Genomic DNA, 19578 nt, shown 5'->3' on the forward strand with positions numbered 1-19578 from the left:
CAGAAATATCCTTTGGCTTATTGCCATTTCCATGCGTTATATGGTCTTCAATTTCAACTACATACGAACGATTCGGGTCCCGATCCCGTCTCCACGTAGCACTCGGCTCAGCACATTCGGCTCACTGCCATCAACGATGACCACTTCCTGCACCTTACCCTGGATGCATGCAATGGCTGCACGAACCTTAGGGATCATCCCCCCATAGATTTCACCCGTAGCAATCATGTCCTCAATCTCCTGGACCGTTACGGATGGTAGCACTCGCTTGTCTCCGTCCACATTCTTCAAAATACCCGGCACATCCGTAACCACGATCATACGGGTTACCCCAAGATGGGAGGCTACTGCGCCCGCAGCCGTATCTGCATTAATATTGTAACGCTGTCCCTGGGCATCGATTCCTACTGGAGCAATCACCGGCATATAGCCCATGCCGAGCACACCGCTTATAATCTCTACTTTGACATTGGTCACATCACCGACCCAACCGACCTCTGCATGATTATGAACGGGCTTGGCCTGAATCAGCAATCCATCAGAGCCGGACAAGCCCAGCGATTGACCCCCATGGGTCAAAATCCTGCGTACAATCTGCTTATTAATACTGCCTGCCAGCACCATCTCCACGACATCCAGCACATCCTCAGTCGTTTTGCGAAGTCCCTGCACGAATTCGGTAGGAATGCCGAGCTTGGCGAGGTTCTCAGAGATAGCCGGTCCACCACCATGCACGATCACAGGCTGAACCCCCTGCTGCTGCAGGGATACCAGATCGTCAAAAAAGGAATCTGGCAGTGCTGCCAGGGTGCTGCCTCCGCATTTCATTACAAACTGCTGCTCCATAACAGCCTCCCTCTACTTACATTGCACAATCCTTATATATCAAAGTGAGCATTCAAGCTGAAACCTGGTCCACCAAGGTACTTACTACAATTTCACTATTCCAGTGGGTCTACCTTATCGTCGTTTAGCCTACTTAGGACTAAGTTCGGTAAGCTGCATTAATCCGCACATAATCGTATGTCAGATCACAGCCCCACGCCGTCGCATGTCCTTCACCCTGGTGCAGATCCACTACGATCCGCACGGTGTCTCCACGAAGATAGGCCAACGCTTCCTCTTCATCAAAGGAAATCGGCCGTGAGCCCTTCAGCACGACGATGTCACCGAGCCGAATGTCTACCGTATGAGGGTTGACAGGCTCACCCGCGCGTCCCACAGCTGCAATAATCCGTCCCCAGTTAGCATCTGCGCCGAATACAGCAGACTTCACAAGGCTGGAGCCGACGACAGTCTTCGCAATGGCACGCGCAGACTGTTCGCTCACCGCGCCCGTCACCGATACTTCAACCAGCTTCGTCGCGCCTTCGCCATCGCGGGCAATCGCCTGCGCCAGCACTTGGCATACGTAAGTAAAAGCATCGGCAAAGTTCTTCCAGTCCGGGTGCTGCTCACTGAGCTCCTCATGGGCAACCAGACCGCTAGCCATCGCCACCAGCATATCATTCGTGCTTGTGTCCCCATCCACAGTAATCATGTTGAAGGTCTGATCGGTCGCCTGCTTCAGCAAGCCATGTAGCGCTTCCTGTTGGATCGTCGCATCACAGGTCATGAACGCCAGCATCGTAGCCATGTTCGGATGAATCATGCCCGAGCCTTTGGCTGCTCCTGCAATATGCACCGTTTGTCCGCCGACCTGAACGGCTACACATACTTCCTTTTTGACCAGATCTGTCGTCAGAATGGCTTGAGAGAAAGCCTCTGCGCTTTCTTGATCCGCAGACATCAGCGCGGGAAGTCCTGCAATACCATGATGCACGGCATCCATGTTCAAGACTTCACCAATGACGCCAGTAGAGGCTACTGCAACATCCTGTTCAGCCACGCCCAGTTCCCTAGCTGCTGCAGCACGCATGGCATAAGCGTCCTCTTCTCCCTGCTGTCCTGTGCAGGCGTTCGCATTTCCACTATTTACGATAATCGCTTGAAGTCTACCGTTAGCCAGACTTTCTCGGGTTACCTGCAGTGGTGCTGCTTGGAAAATATTCGTCGTGTACACAGCTGCAGCTGTAGCTGGCACCTCACAACGAATCGCTCCAATATCATTACGATCCGTCTTCTTCAAGCCACAATGCATGCCACCAGCCGTGAATCCCTTCGGCGTCACAACCGTGCCGCCCTCCACAATCTCAAAACCATGTGCACTCATGCTCATATGTGTATGCCTCGGCCCATTTACGGGTACACTGGTGTCATTTCCAGTCCGAGACTCTCCTTCCATCCCATCATCAGATTCATGTTTTGTATAGCCTGCCCAGCCGCTCCCTTGACGACATTATCAATGACTGCAATAACCGTCAGACGATTCGTACGGGAATCCACCGCAAAGCCGATATCGCAATAATTCGAGCCGGATACTTCCTTCGTAGAAGGCCAAATGCCTTCATCGCGCACACGCACGAATGGACGATCTTTATAGTAGTTGCGATAGAGCTCAATCAGCTCTGCTTCTGAGTGAGCACCCTTCAACGAGGCATACATCGTTGACATGATACCGCGTGTCATCGGTGCCAAATGTGTTGTAAAGGTTACGGTTACTTGCTCTCCCGCGACATTGCCCAGTACCTGCTCGATCTCGGGAATATGCTGATGCTTGTTGATTTTGTAGGCTTTGAAATTCTCATTGATCTCCGCATAATGAGTCATCAGGCTTGTTCCGCGTCCTGCCCCGGATACACCAGACTTCGCATCAATGATAATACTGCGGTGATCAATCCAGCCCGCTTCTACCGCCGGAATCAAACCAAGCAGCGTAGCAGTCGGGTAGCAGCCAGGGTTCGAGATGAATCGAACATCAACCACCTGGTCGCCATACACCTCGGACAGGCCATACACGGCCTCCTCCAAGTAGGCTTCCGGTGCTGCAGGCTTCTTATACCACTCTTCATAGGTAGCGCCTTCCTTGAGCCTGAAGTCTCCTGACAGGTCAATAACCTTCAGTCCGACCTCCAGTAGCTGAGGCACCAGCTCTGTACTAATACCGGAAGGAGTAGCCGTGAATACGAGGTCTGCCTTAGCTGCAATCTCTGCTGGATGCACTCCATCCAGATTCTGTGTCACAATATTCGTTAAATGAGGAAACCCCTCACTGATCGGCTTACCACTACTGGAAGAGGAAATAACCGATACGATCTCTACCTGTGGATGATGCTGTAAAAAACGAATCAGTTCCACCCCGCCGTAGCCGGTGGAACCGACAATTGCCACTTTTACCTTGTTAACCATGCTGCTCCTCCCATCCGAAGCTATCGAGTTGTGTATTATTATACGACTCTACTCATATAAATACAACCACTGCATGTTAAGTTTATGTACGAAAAAAATCCCTTCGCCTCCCGCCTGTAGGCGAATATAGCAAAGGGATTATCATCCATAGAAAGTGCACCGGTTACGGTAAGTTAGACAGCTTCAACGATGTCAACCATTGAAATCTGCTGCTCCTTGGACAAATCACGGAATTGCTCTCCAACCTTCACGAGAGGTCGGAAGAAATCGAGCGGATTATTCAGTACTATAACGGCCAACTCTCCATTGCTCAAGCTGACTTGCTTCCCAATCAAATGTGGTAGTAGATGCTGCATCATAACCTGCACAGGCTTCTCGCTAAGCTTGCCAAAGCTCATTTCGTGCACTTTGCGCATCACTGTCAGGAAACCCTCCTTAATCTGACCAGGTCCCGTCAGTCCCATTTCAACGAATACGTCCGCTACCGCTACGATCTGGGCATATGGATGAATCTCATCCTTGGTAAGCGCCTTCGGATAGCCACTACCGTCGCCACGTTCATGATGCTGGAAGGCCACTAATGCAGACGTTTCATCCTGAATAGAGTTAATAATAATCTGATAGCCATAAGCTGTATGACGCTTAAAAGCATCCTGCTCCGCTTCAGTCAGATCCAATGACAAGTTACGCAGAGATGGTGAGATCCGGCTGATGCCGATATCATGAAGATACCCTGCCTTAGTGATCTTATACACTTCCTCTTCGGAGTAACCTAGCCATTTCGCTATGTAGTAGGACAACACTCCCACCTTTAGTGAATGTGCGTATGTATTGGTATGTTCACGCTCCAGCATTAAGAGAAGGGATACTACATCTTTCTGTTCCTCTAAACTATCCAGCAATTCCGACAAGCTGTTATCAATTCTCTCATTCGATATTGTTTTCTTTGTGATCACGTCTAAGAATAAGGACTGATAGCTAGCCACCGTACTATCAATATTCTTTTTCAACTTTTCGGCTGATGCATCAAATGAATCTCCGGTTGATTCATTCTCCGAAATCTTGGGAGATATACTGTTTGTATTCAATATACTGTTTGCATTCCCCAAGGATAGATCTTGTGCCTTCTTGATTGTTGCATTGTTTGAATCCCCGATTGATGCAACATTCGAATTACTGTTCGTTACATTGTTTGCATTTTTGATCTCTGCATCATTTGCATTCTTTGTCAACGCACCATTTAAATCCCCACCTAATACATCATAGGTAGGCTCTGCGGTCATTTCCTTTGCTTCTTTAATATCTTCCTCTTCTATCTCTACATAATCAATGCCATGTTGAAGCAGCAAAGATAGTCCATCACTGTTAATTTCAGCACCTCTTTTTAATAAAGGGACACCATATTTGTTAAATGTATCATCCTTCAATAGATCCCCTTGCTGAAGGTCCCTCACGTGAACTCTCATCCGAATTGCCTCCTCCGAAAAGTAAATGCGAACAGCTTCATATATGGAATACAGAGCCAAGCCGTTAAGATGGCCCAACTCCATATTTAGCTTGTCTGCACCAAGTACTCTTAGTATCGGCTACATTTTAGACGTTTTAGAGAATTTTTTTAGAAAATGGACAAATCGCTACTAAGGACCGAGAATTTTCAATGCCAAAACAATGCATTTAGAACTAGACGCATGAAACAAGCTTCGTAAGAACGAATGGGTCCAAGTATCTAATCGACTTTTTCTTTTGTATCCGCATTCATCGAGACATTACAAGCATTATTAAAAGGAAGCTGAATTCTGTTACGACCTCCCCGTTTCACCGAACTGTTTCTCACATTCAAAAGCTGCTATTTTTCACTTTCCTGAGTGGGCCTCTTACTTAGGCTGACTCACGCTTGAAGCCCTTACCCAGCACCTCGTGCGTATCGCCAATAATGACAAAAGCATCCGGGTCCACCATGCGAACGAGCATCTTCAGCTTGGTAATTTCATTCTGACCGACGACAACCATTAATACCGGTCGCTCCTCCTGCGTGAATCCGCCGCGTCCAGCCAGCTCTGTCAGGCCACGATCCAGATCATTTAAAATAACTTCCGCCATTCGTTCCTTCTCCGTTGATATAATGTACGCCACCTTCGAATAGCTTAGCCCCATCTCGACAGCATCAATTACTTTGCCAGTGACATATAACCCAATGAGCGCGTAGAGTGCATTCTCTGGAGTCAGCAGTATGCCAGCCAGTAGAATGACCGTACCATCCAGCAGTACGACAGACAAAGAGAAGCTGAAGCCCGTATACTTCTGAATGATCTGGGCGAGGATCGTCAGGCCGCCAGTGGAGCCACGTCCGCGGAATACAATACCCAGTCCCAGACCGACACCGATTCCTCCATAGAGGGAGGACAGTAAAATGTTCGTCGTAGGCACAGGCAGATCCTTCGTCAGGTACACGAAGAGCGGTAACAGAATGCTGCCAAGCAAGGAACGAACCCCATACTGCTTGCCGAGCAGTGCAACCCCCGCAATAAATAAGGGAATGTTCAGGGCCCATTGGGTATAGGCTGGTTCAATGCTCAGCAGCTCTTGCACGAGAATAGACAGACCAGATACACCGCCAGAGGCGATCCGACTAGGGAGCAGGAACATATTAAAAGACAGGGCCGTAATCAGAGAGCCTGTCACAATCAGGATGATATCCAGCAAAGTGCGCCAGGGACCATTCGCGGGAATCACATCGGACAATCGCTTTCTACGTGTAGATGGGGTAGTCCGGGCTGAAGAAGAGCTATTTGAAGGTGCCATGTTGGTTCTCCTTTTCCAAGTTGAAATCTCGAATCATTTAGGTATGTACAGTAAAGCACAAAAAAATTCCTACAGAGTACCCTCTCACCAACTCAGGAGGCGCTCTGCAGGAATTTTATCAGGATTCAGTTTCGGATTTGATCTGGCTACGCAGATAGCCATCAATGAAGGGATCTAGCTCTCCATCCATTACCGCTCCGACGTTACCGGATTCCACACTTGTACGATGATCCTTCACCATGCTATACGGATGGAATACATACGAGCGAATCTGACTGCCCCAAGCGATATCGGATTGTTCCCCCCGAATCTCATCGAGCTCCTTCTTCTGCTCTTCAATCTTGCGTTCGTATAGCTTGGAGCGCAGCATCGTCATCGCTTGTTCCCTGTTCTTGATCTGGGAGCGCTCATTCTGACAGGTCACGACAATGCCTGTAGGGATATGCGTGATTCGTACCGCAGAGTCTGTCGTGTTAATATGCTGACCACCGGCGCCGCTCGCACGGTAGGTATCAATCTTGAGATCCTCGGTCCGCACTTCAATCTCCACATCATCCGCAATTTCCGGTACCACATCACAGGATACAAAGGAGGTATGACGACGTCCAGAGGAGTCGAACGGGGATATCCGGACAAGACGATGGACCCCTTTCTCCGCCTTCAGATAACCGTAGGCATTAAAGCCTTTTATCAACAGCGTCACGCTCTTGATTCCCGCTTCATCACCAGGCAGGTAATCCAGCGTCTCTACCTTGAACCCGCGCTTGTCAGCCCAACGCGTGTACATTCTCAGTAGCATCTGTCCCCAATCCTGAGACTCCGTGCCCCCCGCACCGGGGTGAAGCTCAAGAATGGCGTTCAACCGATCATAAGGCTGGTTCAGCAGCAGCTGCAGTTCAAAGGCCTCCAGCTTACCAACAAGTGCAGTCACCTGCTCGGCTGTCTCTCCTGCAAGCTCCTCATCGCTCTCTTCATCCGCCAGCTCGGCCATCATGGAAGCATCCTCATATTCCTGATACAGCTTGTTATACTCATCTACAGCCGATTTCACAGCATTCATCTCGGCAATGACAGATTGTGCTTTTTCATTGTCGTCCCAGAAATCCGGAGCGGCCATCTTTTCTTCAAAGTTCGCAATCATTTCCTGTTTGAGATCTAAGTCAAAGAGACCCCCTAAGGTTATTTAATTTCTTGCCAATTTCACGCAGATCATGCTTAACACTTGGATCTATCATGTTCATTGCTCCTTTTGCCTCATTAGTTATGCCTCACTTGATGAAAGACCATCATTTCAAAGATAGCTCCCCGGCTAGTGTGTACCGCTGGCCATTTGTAACGCACCAGCCATCATACATACACTCTTCGGGGAGCTTGTTAACCCCATCTACGAACAGACCCGCATGGACCGGGTATCGCTATTCCGACAAATATCGGATTATGCGTTCTGACCGTGACAGTTCTTATACTTTTTACCGCTTCCGCAAGGACAAGCATCATTACGGCCAACTTGCTCACCGACATGAACCGGCTTTTTCTCCGCAGAGTCGCCGCTAGTCGTAATCTTGTTCTCATCGACTACCGCTTGACGCTCCAGATTCGTCTCAATCTGAGCCTTCATGATGTACTTGGAGACTTCCTCCTGGATCGTTGCAATCATCGCATTGAACATTTCGTAGCCTTCAAATTGATACTCACGCAGCGGATCGGTACCGCCGTATGCACGGAGATGGATACCCTGACGAAGCTGATCCATCGCATCAATGTGATCCATCCATTTGCTGTCTACCGAACGCAGCACAATAACCTTCTCGAACTCACGGACCATTTCCTGGCCAATGGATTCTTCACGTGCATTGTATTTATCTGTGACCTTGGTGAAGAGGAAGTCCACAATCTCTTCCTGTTCCTTACCCCACAGCTCATCACGCGATACAGCATTCTCTTCGAGCATATTGTTGTTCACATACTCAGCAACTTGTTCAAGCTCCCAGTTCTCCGGAATATCATCGCTACAATGAGCCTCTACCACACGCTCAATGGTCGGTTTGATCATATCGAATACAATTTGCTTGATATTCTCGGATTCCAGTACTTCTTTACGTTGCTTGTAGATAATCTCACGCTGCTGATTCATGACATCGTCATATTGGAGGACGACTTTACGCATATCGAAGTTGTTGCCTTCCACCCGTTTTTGAGCAGACTCGATCGCACGGCTGATCATCCGACTCTCAATAGGTTGGTCTTCTTCGAAGCCCAGACGCTCCATCATCGCTAGTACATTATCTGCACCAAAGCGTTTCATCAGCTCATCACCCATGGACAGGTAGAACTGCGTTGAGCCTGGGTCACCTTGACGGCCCGCACGTCCACGCAGTTGGTTATCGATCCGGCGAGATTCGTGGCGCTCTGTACCTATAATATGCAGACCGCCAATCTCAGCCACACCTTCACCCAGCATAATGTCCGTACCCCGACCAGCCATGTTGGTGGCAATCGTTACAGCTCCGGCTTGTCCAGCCTTCGTGATGATCTCTGCCTCTTCTGCGTGATACTTGGCGTTCAGGACTTTGTGCTGAATGCCTTTGCGCTTCAGCATTTCGGACAGTAGCTCAGAGTTCTCAATGGAGACCGTACCGACGAGGACTGGTTGTTTTTTCTGGTGACGTTGTTGAATCTCTTCAACTACCGCCTTGAACTTGCCAATAACACTCTTGTAGACTACGTCTGGCATATCCACACGCTGATTCGGACGGTTCGTCGGAATCTGCAGTACCTCCAGACCGTAAATCTTCTTGAACTCCTCTTCCTCTGTCTTCGCTGTACCTGTCATCCCTGCAAGCTTGCGGTACATACGGAAGTAGTTCTGGAACGTGATCGTCGCCAGCGTCATGCTCTCATTCTGAACATGAATGTTTTCCTTCGCTTCAATAGCCTGGTGCAGACCATCACTATAACGACGGCCCTGCATAAGACGACCCGTGAACTCATCCACGATCATGATCTCATCTTCAGTCACGACGTAATCAACGTCACGTCTCATGATGACATTGGCCTTGAGTGCCTGTACGACATGGTGATTAATCGTTACATTCTTCTGGTCATAGAGATTCTCCAGCCCGAAGAAGTTCTCAGCCTTGGATACACCATTCTCCGTCAACGCCACAGATTTGACCTTGATATCTACAGTGTAATCCTCGTCCACCTTCAGGTTCTTCACAAAGCGATCAGCTGCGAAATACAGCTCTGTCGACTTCTCTGCTGCACCCGAGATAATAAGTGGTGTACGAGCCTCGTCCACGAGAATGGAGTCAACTTCGTCAATAATACAGAAGTGTAATGGGCGTTGAACCATTTGTTCCTTGTACAGAACCATGTTATCACGCAGATAGTCAAAGCCGAATTCATTATTCGTACCATAGGTAATATCGCAGGCATAAGCCTCTTGCTTCGCTTCATGCCTCATACCCGCCAAATTCAGACCCACTGTCATGCCGAGGAACTCATAGATCTGTCCCATCTCGGCACTGTCACGTTGCGCCAAATAGTCATTGACTGTTACTACATGCACGCCTTTGCCAGCCAGCGCGTTCAAATACACCGGCAGCGTCCCTACCAGTGTCTTACCTTCACCTGTCTTCATCTCGGAAATGCGACCTTCATGCAGCGCAATACCGCCCAGCATCTGCACATCATAGTGGCGCTTGCCCAGGACACGCTTGGAAGCCTCACGAACTGTAGCAAATGCTTCTGGCAAGAGTTCATCCAGATTGGTACCCTGCTCCAGGCGTGAACGGAATTCCTCTGTCTTGCCCTTCAATTGCTCATCTGATAACGCAGCAATATCCGGCTCCAATTTATTGATCATATCCACGGTCTTCATAAGACGCTTCACGTCACGATCATTTGTATCTCCAAAAATCTTCTTAACAATGCCTAGCATGGCTTACCCCTTTCGTGCAACAACAATGGTTAGAAATCAATTTCACAAAAATACAAAAATCAGCTATACATCCATTGACGACAGACAGCCTCACAGCCGCCCAAATGAATGCAGACAGCCATATAACAGCTCACTCTGAGCAAATGTAGGTGTATATCCTTGGGAATCAGCCAGATGCAGACTTATCAGAAGCTGCTAATCCCCGATGTTCATAAAGGGACCATGGTGAAATTGATTCCTTTTTCGCAAAAAAAGTCTTTGGATAAATTGTAACAGTTTGTAGAAGATGCCGCAACACACACGGCCTGCTACTATTAAAGTTGGTGCTAACTACAACTATTAAAAGTTCATACAATCTACAACCCTCTTCTGGCTGCTACCTAATTTATAGACGAGTCAAGTGTAGCTTTAGTTCCGTACATACTTAATTTGGTATATAAGGGATTGAATGAGACATCGCTACACCGCTTCACGATAGCTTTAGTAACATCAACTTATTGTTAGCTCGACTTCTGATGTGTAGGGGAAATCACCGGCCATTGCGTCCGCTTACTCGAACAGTCAGATCGCAGCTATCTATATAACAGCATGTAAGGTAAGAAGCACACATAGTGAATTTGCCATTATACGCTACCATGCGTTAACGACAGGCCCACCTCTTTACACCCCATTACCGTAGCTCTACGTTATCAAAAAAGCCCCGTCTGGCTAATACAGCGCAGACAAGGGCTTGGAATGTACAATATGCAATTATTACAGATGGCAATGAGTTAGTTCCATATAGATAGCGACCACTTCGGCTGGCTTGTCCTTACTCTTGCTCGATCAGGCCATACTTGCCGTCGTTGCGCTTATACACTACATTCACTTCTTCATTGTCGATGTTGGAGAATACAAAGAAATTATGTCCAACCATATTCATTTGCAGAATCGCTTCTTCCACATCCATTGGCTTCAAGAGGAAACGCTTGGTACGCACGACCTCCAGATCATCATGATCCAGCTCATCAGCGCTAGCGGAGCCATTCGTAACCGGCTCTTCTACAAACAGCGTCTTCAAGCCACGATCCTGGCGGAATTTGCGGTTCAGCTTTGTTTTGTGCTTGCGGATCTGACGTTCAAGCTTGTCCGTAACTGCATCGATGGATGCGTACATATCCTCACTTTCGTCTTCGGCCCGGAGTACTAACCCCGGCAAAGGAATGGTAACTTCTACGGTGTGAAGTCCTCTTGTGGTGCTTAACGTGACACTTCCATCAGATGTTGGGGGTGCATCAAAGTATCTCTCAAGTCTGCTAAGCTTTTTCTCAACATACTCTTTCAAAGCGTCAGTAACCTCGATTTGTTGACCTCGAACTGTAAAGTTCATAAGACACGCCTCCTTTGCTTCTTCATTATACCACATGTGTTAACCTTACGTAAAAGCCATGAAGCAGAATTCGAACAATTTGTTAAAAGAAAAAATTATTGCGTTCACATCTTTTCTTTTGTGTAATTTCGACATTTCATGAAAGTTTTCTTGACACGAAGAAAGCATTTTCATAATAGATTCATAGACTCAAAACATATAAAAAAACCCTGGAATCCTGTTCCAGGGTTATTGCTAGCGTTGTCTAAATTGCTAACCATCTTACCAATTATGTAGGTCGGCCAAGCCGGGATGATTATAATTTGATTACGTTAGCTGCTTGCGGACCACGAGCGCCTTCAACGATATCGAATTCAACGTCTTGTCCTTCTTCGAGGGTTTTGAAGCCTTCAGATTGGATTGCGGAGAAATGTACGAATACGTCGCCGCCTTCGGCTGTTTCAATGAAACCGTAACCTTTTTCTGCGTTAAACCATTTTACTTTACCTTGCATGCACTAACATTCCCTTCGTCATCAAATGAAGTGAAGCTCTCGCCCACATTTCCGACTATACCATCCAAGGTTATCCATTGTCAATTGGAAATGTAAATGTTTTTTTGTAATATAATGTCACCTTAATGTAGATGTTTGTCGAATCCATTGGGTTGAGTACACTTTATTATTTTATAAACCATTCGAGGGAAGTTGAACCAAAATCAAGTATAACTAGATCAATATAGCCTACTTGTTGATAATGTACATTAAAAAAACAATAAATGATGTGTGCCTAGACTCAAGATGGTGGAAAGAGAGCTAAACAATTACTAATTGTTATAGATCTATAGAGTATAAATTTTGAACCCAAGATCTTGAACTCTCCTTAAAACTCAGTCTACCGTCTTCTCCTGTAAATGCGACAGTCATATTTCCTATACTTCGCTGGTATATAGTTGTATTTATCCCTATTGATACCTTATCACCAATTTCACACTTACCAATAATAGATGAGTTAGGTAAAAGGGCTACCGCACGCCCTAATCTAGGGTATTGTCCATTTTGGGCTCCTACTGTACACCCCTGTGAAACCACTAGATAATTACTATATTCAGCTTTTCCGAGAACTGTCCCTACATTATGCAGAAGCAAAAAGATTTCAGGTAATTTAGTATCATACATACAGCTAAACCCGTTTAAAGTTTTGTTTAGATAAAATATCTTGTTCGAAAGTGACTCATTATGTGTTTCTTTCCACACATTATTTGAAAGAAACCAAAGAAATACAGCATATTGATCTGAATGAAGATGATTTAAAAATGGTCTACCTTCTTTTTTGTAAGAGCTCAGAGTTACATTTTTAAAACAATACTCCGTTCTCTCTATAGTCATATCGAAAACTGGATCAATATCTTTAAATGCCACCGAATGATTATCAGGAAAAAAGTGATTAATCTGTCTAGATACATAATCTTTGAAATCTCTATATGACAATGATAATTCCACGGTTACCCCTTCATTCCATTCATATAGTAATTTATTAATTCAGGTGTCATCTTCAAAATGTGTTGGGGTGAAAATTGAAACTCATTAGTTATTTTCTCTACACTTAGGACCGGAAATTTAATTGATTTCGCATTCTCAGCCACTTCAATTGAACACCCTGTAATTTTAGATATTAAATCAACCCATTCTCCGTTAGTAACATTAATACCACTAGCCACATTATAACAATTGGATTTCCCCCGGTGCGATATTTGAATTAACAGATCAGCAACATCTGTAACACTTATATAATCTTTTTCCGAATCCAATGCTGAGTGAAGAAATATTTTTTTATGATTAACTGCATCCTTAATTATCGAATAAATGAAATTACTCGACTCAAAATCATTGCCTATCACATTAGACACACGAGCAATGCGTACATTTGGACGGTCAACAGTTAAGCAAAGGGATTCACCTGTTAATTTTGATAGATTAAATAACTCTTCCTTATGACACGGATCTACCAATAAAGTACCCTCTTCACTTCCAATAGAACTATACGATTGGTGAGAATACACTCTTGTTGATGAAAGATAAAGAAAAGATTCAAAATCTGCCTTCTCCAACAATTGCGCTAAGTAACTAACATGTGCACGCACAGTATCATAAGGTCTCTTCCGGAAATCAGATGTTAGACCCGCACAATAAATGACATGCCCAAGTGGTGAGCTATAAACGGAACTGTCGTCTCGATGAGGGGTATTATATACCTCTCCTAGCATAGCAAGCCTTCTGACAACATGCCGCCCTATAAATCCACTTGCACCAATAACTGTCGTTTTCATTCACGCATCCCTACTTTTTTTGCTGGACTCCCGACATTAATGGAGTATGGTTCAAGTTCACTATTAACAAGTGAATTGGCCCCTACAACACATCCCTGACGTAAGATTGCTCCATCTAAAATTACACTGTTAGCTCCAATCCATACGTCGTCTTCGACTATTATTCCACCCTTACTCTCCTTAAAACGTTGTTCATTTATGGGAAGGTCCTTAGACCGATACTCATGATTTACAGGAGCAAACGTGCAGTTTGCAGCTATAAGTACATTTTTCCCTATTTTGACTCCGTTACCTGTATAGATCACACAACCAGAATTTATACAACTGTTCTCCCCAATATAAAAATCCCCCATGCCACCAACAGGTTTTATTTTTACGAATGAATCAATCATAACTCCATCCTCAATTTTTATTACAGTTCCTCTGACGGATTTTTCAATGTCGGCCAGTTTGGAGATACTAGCCTTTTCAGAAATCTGCAACATATTTCTCCCCCTACCATAAGGAATAATTCTGATCCTTTTTACTTAGTAAAGGATTTTTTATGGGCCATTGAATACCGAATTGTGGATCATTCCAAAGGATTCCTCTACCACTTTGGGAATGATAAAACTCAGACATCTGATACAGAATCTCAGTATGATCCTGTAAAGTTTGAAAACCATGTGCAAAACCTTTGGGTATATACAAGGAATAACGGTTATTCTGAGATAATTCAATATATATCCATTTTTTGTATGTCGGCGAGTCGGGGCGCAAATCAACAATTACATCATAAATTGATCCTATAACGCATCGAACTAACTTAGCCTCCTCATAGGGAGCCTCCTGATAATGCATACCTCTTAAAATCCCCTTGTACCTGTTATAGGATATATTAGATTGAACAAAATTTGTTGTAAGCCCCAACTCTCCAAACTCTTTAGCACACCAGGATCTAGCAAAAAAACCTCGTTCATCTTCAACGGGTTCTATTTCCAATAAATAAGCTCCTTTTAGCGCTAGTTCCGTGAATTTCATTTTTACCACACTCTCGGATTCGGAATAAGGGTTACAAACTGCGCTCCCCACTCTCGCACAAATGAAATTTGTTCAATGATCTCTTCCTTAATATTCCATGGCATGATTACAACAATATCGGGTCTTGTTTCTTTCAACTTTTCTGGTGAATATACTGGAATCAAAGTACCTGGGAGCAATTTCCCTTGTTTGTGTGGGCTCCTATCAACTATATAATCAAAAAAGTCCCTACCAGTACCGCAGTAATTTAATAAAGTATTCCCTTTAGCTGGAGCCCCGTAACCTACAATAGACCTTCCGTTATTTTTCAAATGAATAAGAAGGCTAAGAATCTCCCGTTTTGTTGCTGCCACTCTCTCCGAAAAATCATTATAAGTTGTAATCTGATTAAGTCCTTCTTCGATTTCTAGCATCATCATTTTCTCCACAGCAGGTGTAATCTGCTTAGAATGATCATCTATATGTTTGGCGAATATACGCAATGATGAACCATGCGTAGGGAGTTCTTCAACGTCAAAAATAACAAGGCCAAATTCAGAAAAAATAGAACTTACCGTTAAAAACGATAAATAAGAGAAGTGTTCATGATATATAGTATCAAATTGATTTTCTTTCATTAAATTAAGGAGATGCGGAAATTCTAAAGTAATTATACCTTCATCACTTAATAATTCCTTCATACCTTTAACAAAATCATTTATGTCAGGAACATGTGCAAGCACATTATTTCCAATGATCAGATCAGCTTTACCGTGATCTTTGCTTAAGCCAACCGCAAATTCTTCTCCGAAAAATTCAGAAATAACCGGTATGCCTTTTTCCTCAGCCACTTTGGCAACATTTGTTGCAGGTTCAATTCCTAAAACAGGTACATTTTTTTCAATAAAGTACTGCAGTAAATATCCATCATTACATGCAATCTCCACCACCTTGGACGAATTTGTAATCCCATGCTTACTCACCATCATTTCCACATAGTTATAAGCATGCCTCAACCAGCTTTCCGAAAAAGAACTGAAATAGGCATAGTCGTCACTGAAGATTTCTTTTGGAGATTCAAATTCATCTAATTGAACAAGAAAACAATCTTGGCATACAAATGCATGTAAAGGATAATACCTGGTCGCAGTATTAGCTTCTTCCGGGCTTACAAATGCATTGGAAATCGGCGAAAGCCCCAAGTCCACAAAAGAATGTTTTAACGGTGCTTTACAGAACCTGCATGTACTTTGTCTCACTGTTCATGACTCCTTAATTTGTCATATGCTAATATTTGTTCCATTACTATATCTTTTAGTTGTAAACCATTATAGTGATGCTTGTACGCATCGATAGTCCACTCTATCGTTTGATCCAAGGTCAGTATAGGCTTCCATAGGAGCTTTGTTCTTGCTTTGGAGCAATCTAAACGAAGTACCTGAGCCTCTTTAGGTTGGATTGAACGGTCATAAGCCCATTCAAGTCCGTTTCCCCACCTATTTACAAACCGCTGAGTTATCTCTCCAACATTAAGTACATTTTCATTATCTGGTCCAAAGTTCCAGCCTTCCGCATAAGTCTCCCCTGTATTCCATAAGGCTTTTGCTAAAGTCATATATCCATGTAAGGGCTCTAGCACATGCTGCCAAGGTCGAATTGCGTTAGGATTCCTGATAATCGGATTCTTCCCTAGATGGCATGACCGAACGATATCAGGAATTAGCCGATCCTCAGCCCAGTCCCCTCCCCCAATAACATTTCCAGCACGTACACTTGCTAAATAAATATCATTGTCCTTAAAAAAGGAGCGTCGAAATGCATTTGCAACTATTTCGGCACATCCTTTACTTGCGCTATAAGGGTCCGAACCTCCGAATGGATCTATTTCGCGATAGCCCCAAGGCCATTCATTATTTTCGTAGCATTTGTCACTAGTAACATTAATAACCACTTTAACACTGTCACTCTTACGTATAGCATTAAGTACGTTAACAGTCCCCATCACATTGACATCAAAGGTATCAATTGGATCCTCATAAGACTTTCTAACCAGTGACTGAGCAGCCATGTGAAATAAAATGTCTGGCTTATATTGTTGAATAATCTCTGTTAAATATTCACTATTTCTTATATCACCGTGAATCGAGGTCATTTGGTCCGATACTTTAGCTAAAGTAAATAGATTAATAGGAGTTGGGGGGGCACTAGAGTAACCTATTACCTCTGCTCCCAACTGCTGCAACCATAGTGACAGCCAGCTCCCTTTAAAGCCAGAATGACCTGTTATCAATACCTTCTTTTTGGACCAAAAACTCAATTTCCCCACACCTTCCAAGGAGCTTTCCCCGAATTCCAAAGTTCTTCGAGATGCATCCGGTCTCTTAAAGTGTCCATTGGTTGCCAAAAGCCATGATGCTTGTATCCGGAAAGTCTGCCCTCCTGTGCTAATGTTTCGAGAGGGGATTTCTCCCATATAGTTGCATCATCACTAATATATTCAAACACTTGCGGTTCACATACAAAAAAACCTCCGTTAATCCAGCTGTTATCGCCGCGAGGCTTTTCTATGAATTCAGTAATCTTATTGTCAGCCATGTTAAGCGCACCATACCTACCCGGTGGTTCAACAGCTGTAAGAGTAGCTACTGTTCCCTGCTCTTTGTGAAAGTTGATAAGTTCCGTTATATTCACATCTCCTACTCCATCACCATACGTAAAACAAAACGTTTCTTGCTCCAGATAATGTTGCACTCGCTTCAACCTCCCACCTGTCATTGAGTGGTTCCCTGTATCAACAAGAGTGACTTTCCACGGCTCACTATAGTTATTATGAATTTCTACTTTATTTGTAGATAAATCAAATGTAACATCCGATTGATGAAGGAAATAATTCGAGAAAAATTCCTTGATCATATATCCTTTATAGCCTAAACAAATAACAAAATCGTTGATACCATAATGAGAATATGACTTCATAATATGCCACAAAATAGGATTTCCGCCAATTTCAACCATAGGCTTTGGCTTAACTGTCGTTTCTTCACTCAATCGAGTTCCCAATCCGCCTGCAAGAATCACTGCTTTCATTAATAGCCTCCTCCCTTTTGTCCAATGACAATTAAAGATTCCCCATTTATATCTGAAAAGAGATGCTGAGCAAGAATTGTATAACCTTGTTCATTCAGAGAGGCAATCAAAGTATCTGCTTTCTTTTCTTCTCCATTCATTTCAAGAAGGAATCCAAAATACCCATTCTCTATAAGTAATTCATCTATTTGTTGTAATAAAGTTGGATTTTCCTTAAAAGCAGCTAGTTTGTGTTCTAAAATAATATAATTATATTTTTCGTTCTCCAAGCCATGAGTTATATTAGATAACTGACCGTATATAGTACGATTAGAAACAGTTTTTAAATCGATAATATATTTTTCATCTATGCAATAATTTGTAATCAGAACTTGTTTTGTTCCATTTTCCCGAAGGTAATTTTTTAATTGTAGCGGATTCCCACCACATTTCGAATTAATACCGAGAATTTGGACGTTAGCAGCAGTAGGATTCTCAGCTAATTTCCGGGTCAGTAATGGGTTAAATACTGCATCTGACCATGCATCTACACCATATTTGTGATAAAAAATTTGTCGACTTTTCTGCAAGGAATTATTCACTCTTTGATCATGACCAGTCGTTATAGAACCATAATGGAAAGTAAACGTATCCTTACAAAATATTAGTTTGTAGCCACTACGTCGAATTCTAAAGCCAATATCGTCATCAGCAAACTCACCAAAATAAAAACGCTCATCATATCCACCCAGTTCCTTTAACAAAGGTGTTCTTACCATTAATACACAAGGAAGTAACCTAACCCTTTCTTCCCATTTTTTCGGATCTGAATGATTATATTCTTCAGCAAAATGTAACATTTCTTGTACTGTGCTGTAGTCCCCTTTAATCTGCTGCATATTGCTAATATGATTGGCACCTGGCGACACAAACCCGATGGAATCATCCGACTCAATACACTGAAGCAAGTTATCTAACCAACGGGGTGTAAATATAAAATCATTACATACACAAGCGGTGTATTTACCTCTTGCCGCTTTAATTCCTTCATTAAACCCCCTGGTCGGTCCGATATTTTCCTTTAAACAAACTACAGTTGCATTCGGTATCGAGTGGAAATACTCTCTCGTTCCATCAGAAGAACCATTATCAACAGTTATTAATTCATAATTGATATGACTTGTAAATTGTAAAATTGACTCAACGCATAATCGGGTGTATTCCAAATTATTGTAAGCTAATACAACAATACTTACGAGAGGTGAACTAGTATCCGTCTCATTAATCTTAAGCTGCAAGGATTCTAATTCATCACAAATTAATGTCTTCAGTTCGGCAGATTGGGTATTTCTCAATGCATGTTTATAATAAATTCGTGCCTGCAAAAAATCTTTTTTCATATCACATATAAAAGCCATATTATATAATAAATCGACATGGTTAGTGTCAATTTCCAATCCATGTATGAGTACTCTCTCTGCTTCTTCATAATCTTCTTCCATTACAGCTATGACAGATTTCATTGAATAAAACTCAGGAAGCTGAGAGAATTCGTTTTCAAATTGGTTTATCTCGGATTTCGCTTCTGAAATTTCTCCTGCCTCGATTAATTTCTTGATTTTAGTTAATTGTTCCATTGAGGTATCTCTCCTTATTTAAAAGCAATTACCTTTAAATAAATTATCGGTAGCTGAACTAGTTATTGTTAGTTACAATCAGCTTTCGCACACTAAAGTTGATTGTGAGAAGACCCTCGTTTCTTCTCCTTACGGTTTGCCGCGCATTTTTCTATAACAAACAACTC

General features: G+C 43.6%; 17 protein-coding genes. All 17 read right to left on the minus strand.

What is annotated here, in order from left to right:
* Window positions 1-57: 57 nt before the first annotated feature.
* The gene (gene argB, locus MKX74_RS25105; RefSeq protein WP_341180126.1) at window positions 58-846 is read right to left on the minus strand and encodes an acetylglutamate kinase; all 789 of its coding nucleotides are present in this window, start codon (window positions 844-846) and stop codon (window positions 58-60) included.
* Window positions 847-985: 139 nt separating this feature from the next.
* On the minus strand, window positions 986-2212 hold the full coding sequence (gene argJ, locus MKX74_RS25110; RefSeq protein WP_341180127.1) for a bifunctional glutamate N-acetyltransferase/amino-acid acetyltransferase ArgJ: 1227 nt from the start codon (window positions 2210-2212) through the stop codon (window positions 986-988).
* A 26-nt stretch (window positions 2213-2238) separates the two neighbouring features.
* The gene (gene argC, locus MKX74_RS25115) at window positions 2239-3288 is read right to left on the minus strand and encodes an N-acetyl-gamma-glutamyl-phosphate reductase (protein ID WP_341180128.1); all 1050 of its coding nucleotides are present in this window, start codon (window positions 3286-3288) and stop codon (window positions 2239-2241) included.
* Window positions 3289-3461: 173 nt separating this feature from the next.
* Entirely contained in the window at window positions 3462-4754 is a 1293-nt protein-coding gene (locus MKX74_RS25120; protein ID WP_341180129.1) for an HD-GYP domain-containing protein, read from the minus strand.
* Window positions 4755-5166: 412 nt separating this feature from the next.
* Window positions 5167-6090, minus strand: a complete 924-nt coding sequence (locus MKX74_RS25125) for a YitT family protein (protein ID WP_341180130.1) — start codon at window positions 6088-6090, stop codon at window positions 5167-5169.
* Between the two features lie 118 nt (window positions 6091-6208).
* A protein-coding gene (prfB, locus tag MKX74_RS25130; RefSeq protein WP_133569191.1) for a peptide chain release factor 2 occupies window positions 6209-7325 on the minus strand; the annotation gives its coding sequence in 2 pieces (ribosomal slippage) (window positions 6209-7252 and window positions 7254-7325; 1116 coding nt in all).
* Between the two features lie 200 nt (window positions 7326-7525).
* Window positions 7526-10033: a preprotein translocase subunit SecA gene (gene secA / locus MKX74_RS25135; protein ID WP_028589692.1), complete on the minus strand. Its 2508-nt coding sequence runs from the start codon at window positions 10031-10033 to the stop codon at window positions 7526-7528.
* 811 nt (window positions 10034-10844) lie between these two features.
* Window positions 10845-11402 carry a ribosome hibernation-promoting factor, HPF/YfiA family gene (gene hpf, locus MKX74_RS25140; protein ID WP_018887619.1) on the minus strand — a complete coding sequence of 186 codons (558 nt, stop codon included), beginning with the start codon at window positions 11400-11402 and terminating at the stop codon, window positions 10845-10847.
* Between the two features lie 295 nt (window positions 11403-11697).
* Window positions 11698-11895 carry a cold shock domain-containing protein gene (locus MKX74_RS25145; protein ID WP_018887618.1) on the minus strand — a complete coding sequence of 66 codons (198 nt, stop codon included), beginning with the start codon at window positions 11893-11895 and terminating at the stop codon, window positions 11698-11700.
* 318 nt (window positions 11896-12213) lie between these two features.
* Complete coding sequence (locus MKX74_RS25150) at window positions 12214-12882, minus strand: hypothetical protein (RefSeq protein ID WP_341180131.1); 669 nt, start codon at window positions 12880-12882, stop codon at window positions 12214-12216.
* A gap of 2 nt (window positions 12883-12884) precedes the next feature.
* Complete coding sequence (locus tag MKX74_RS25155) at window positions 12885-13709, minus strand: NAD-dependent epimerase/dehydratase family protein (protein WP_341180132.1); 825 nt, start codon at window positions 13707-13709, stop codon at window positions 12885-12887.
* Complete coding sequence (locus MKX74_RS25160; RefSeq protein ID WP_341180133.1) at window positions 13706-14194, minus strand: acyltransferase; 489 nt, start codon at window positions 14192-14194, stop codon at window positions 13706-13708. The genes MKX74_RS25155 and MKX74_RS25160 overlap by 4 nt, the downstream gene beginning before the upstream one ends.
* Before the next feature lie 10 nt (window positions 14195-14204).
* Window positions 14205-14729: a dTDP-4-dehydrorhamnose 3,5-epimerase gene (rfbC, locus tag MKX74_RS25165; protein ID WP_341180654.1), complete on the minus strand. Its 525-nt coding sequence runs from the start codon at window positions 14727-14729 to the stop codon at window positions 14205-14207.
* Between the two features lie 2 nt (window positions 14730-14731).
* Window positions 14732-15967, minus strand: coding sequence for a class I SAM-dependent methyltransferase (locus tag MKX74_RS25170; RefSeq protein ID WP_341180134.1), 1236 nt, complete (start codon window positions 15965-15967; stop codon window positions 14732-14734).
* Entirely contained in the window at window positions 15964-17034 is a 1071-nt protein-coding gene (gene rfbG, locus MKX74_RS25175; protein ID WP_341180655.1) for a CDP-glucose 4,6-dehydratase, read from the minus strand. Before rfbG ends, MKX74_RS25170 begins: the two co-directional genes overlap by 4 nt.
* A complete protein-coding gene (rfbF, locus tag MKX74_RS25180; protein WP_341180135.1) occupies window positions 17022-17795 on the minus strand; it encodes a glucose-1-phosphate cytidylyltransferase in 774 nt (257 codons plus the stop codon). The genes rfbG and rfbF overlap by 13 nt, the downstream gene beginning before the upstream one ends.
* Window positions 17795-19411 (minus strand): glycosyltransferase family 2 protein, encoded by a 1617-nt coding sequence (locus tag MKX74_RS25185; RefSeq protein WP_341180136.1) that lies wholly within the window; start codon window positions 19409-19411, stop codon window positions 17795-17797. Before MKX74_RS25185 ends, rfbF begins: the two co-directional genes overlap by 1 nt.
* Window positions 19412-19578: the final 167 nt, after the last annotated feature.

The organism is Paenibacillus sp. FSL K6-1230, from assembly GCF_038002385.1.
GTDB lineage: Bacteria > Bacillota > Bacilli > Paenibacillales > Paenibacillaceae > Paenibacillus > Paenibacillus massiliensis.